Genomic DNA, 2266 nt, shown 5'->3' on the forward strand with positions numbered 1-2266 from the left:
GCTTCGCCGCGTCGTTCGCGAGCCCCAGATCCTTCAGCATGAGGTCGGTGCCGAAGCCGCCCGTATAGCCGCGCGACGACGGCGCGGTGTCGATCACGCCCGGATACGGGTTGTAGGTATCGGAACTCCAGCAGCGGCCGGTCGACGTGTTGATGATGCCGCCCAGCACCTTCGGATCGATGCCGAGCGCGACGCCCAGCGCCATCGCTTCCGACACGCCCGCCATCGTGATGCCCAGCACGAGATTGTTGCAGACCTTCGCGACCTGCCCCATGCCGGTCGGGCCGCAATGCACGATGTTCTTGCCCATCCCGGCCAGCACGGGCTTCGCCCGCTCGTAGTCGGCCGCCTCGCCGCCGACCATGAAGGTCAGCGTGCCCGCCGCCGCGCCGCCCGTGCCGCCGGACACCGGCGCATCCACGAACGCCGCGCCGTGCTCGCGCACCAGCGCGCCGAACGCCTGCGCGCTCGCCGGATCGATCGTGCTCGAATCGATCACCAGCGCGCCGGGCGCGAGCCCGGCCAGCACGCCGTCGGCCGCCGTCAGCACCGTGCGCACGTGCGCCGCGGCAGGCAGCATCGTCACGACGAACGCCGCGCCCGCCGCCGCGTCGCGCGGCGACGCGGCCACCTGCGCGCCGCCGTCCCGCACGAGCCGCAGCGCGTCCTCGCTCAGATCGAACGCGTGCACGTCGTGCCCCGCCTTCAGCAGATTGAGCGCCATCGGCGCGCCCATGTGACCCAGGCCGATAAAGCCGATTTTCATGGTGCCTCCCGATCAGTGCAGACGAATCGTCGTATTGACCGCGCCCGCCGTCGCGTCGTCGTCGAACCAGCGCGCGGTGACGGTCTTGGTCTGCGTATAGAACTGCACGACCTGCTTGCCATAAGGCCCGAGATCGCCGAGCTTCGAGCCGCGCGACCCGGTGAAGCTGAAGAACGGCACCGGCACCGGAATCGGAATGTTGATCCCGACCTGGCCGATGTCGATCTCGCTCTGGAATTTGCGCGCCGCCGCGCCGCTCTGCGTGAACAGGCCGACGCCGTTGCCGAACGGATTCGCGTTGACGAGCGCGATCGCATCGTCGAGCGTCGGCACGGTCAGCACCAGCAGCACCGGTCCGAAGATCTCCGTCGTATAGATTTCCATGTCGGTCGTGACGTCGGTGAAGACCGTCGGGCCGATGAAATTGCCGTCTTCGTAACCGGGCACTTTCACCGAACGGCCGTCGAGCGCGAGCGTCGCGCCCGCCTTCACGCCGGCGTCGATCAGGCCGAGCACGCGCTGCTTCGCGGCGCGCGACACGAGCGGTCCGATGTCGGTGCCGGCTTCGTGGCCCGCGTTGACCTTGAGCGTCTTCGCCTTCTCGATCAAGTCGGGCACCCACTGCTGCGACGCGCCGACCAGCACGACCACCGACGTCGCCATGCAGCGCTGTCCCGCCGCGCCGAAGCCCGCGCCGGCGAGCGCATTGAGCGTCTGCTCGCGGTTCGCATCGGGCAGCACCACCGCGTGATTCTTCGCGCCCATCATCGACTGCACGCGCTTGCCGTGCTCGCTGCCGAGACGATACACGTGCGTGCCGACATGCGTCGAGCCGACGAACGACACCGCCTTCACCCGTTCGTGCGTGCACAGCGCGTCGACCACGTCCTTGCCGCCGTGCACGACATTCAGCACGCCCTTGGGCACGCCCGCTTCGAGCGCAAGCTCGACGAGCGCCATCGTCGACATCGGATCCTGTTCGGACGGCTTCAGCACGAACGTATTGCCGCAGACGATCGCCATCGGGAACATCCACAGCGGAATCATCGCGGGGAAGTTGAACGGCGTGATGCCGGCGCAGACGCCGATCGGCTGGCGCAGCGTGTAGGTATCGACGCCGCCCGCGACGTTTTCCGCGAATTCGCCCTGTTGCAGCGTGCCGATCGACGCGGCGTGCTCGACCACCTCCAGGCCGCGGAAGATATCGCCTTCGGCGTCGGGCAGCGTCTTGCCCTGCTCGGCCGTGAGGATCTTCGCGATGCGCGGCATATGCTCGCGGATCAGCGCCTGGTACTTCAGCATGATGCGCATCCGCGCGCCGATCGGCGTGTTCTTCCAGGTCGCGAATGCGGCCTGCGCGGCGCGCACCGCCGCATCCACCTCGGCGACGGTCGCGAACGGCACGCGCGCCAGCACCTGCTGCGTCGCCGGATTGACGATGTCGCGCCATTCGGTGCTGGCCGACTCGACGAATTCGCCGTCGATCAGCAGCTTGACCGT

The 2266-nt window shown here is 68.4% G+C and carries 2 protein-coding genes; both read right to left on the minus strand.

Annotated elements, in window-relative coordinates; all coding sequences use genetic code 11:
- Positions 1-766, minus strand: a 766-nt coding sequence (mmsB, locus tag RZR99_RS32655) for a 3-hydroxyisobutyrate dehydrogenase (RefSeq protein ID WP_323123808.1), incomplete at its 3' end; no start/stop codon positions are given.
- Between the two features lie 12 nt (positions 767-778).
- Positions 779-2266, minus strand: a 1488-nt coding sequence (locus tag RZR99_RS32660; RefSeq protein ID WP_323123809.1) for a CoA-acylating methylmalonate-semialdehyde dehydrogenase, incomplete at its 5' end; no start/stop codon positions are given.

Origin of the sequence: Burkholderia alba, assembly GCF_034721475.1 — a bacterium.
Classification (GTDB): domain Bacteria; phylum Pseudomonadota; class Gammaproteobacteria; order Burkholderiales; family Burkholderiaceae; genus Burkholderia; species Burkholderia alba.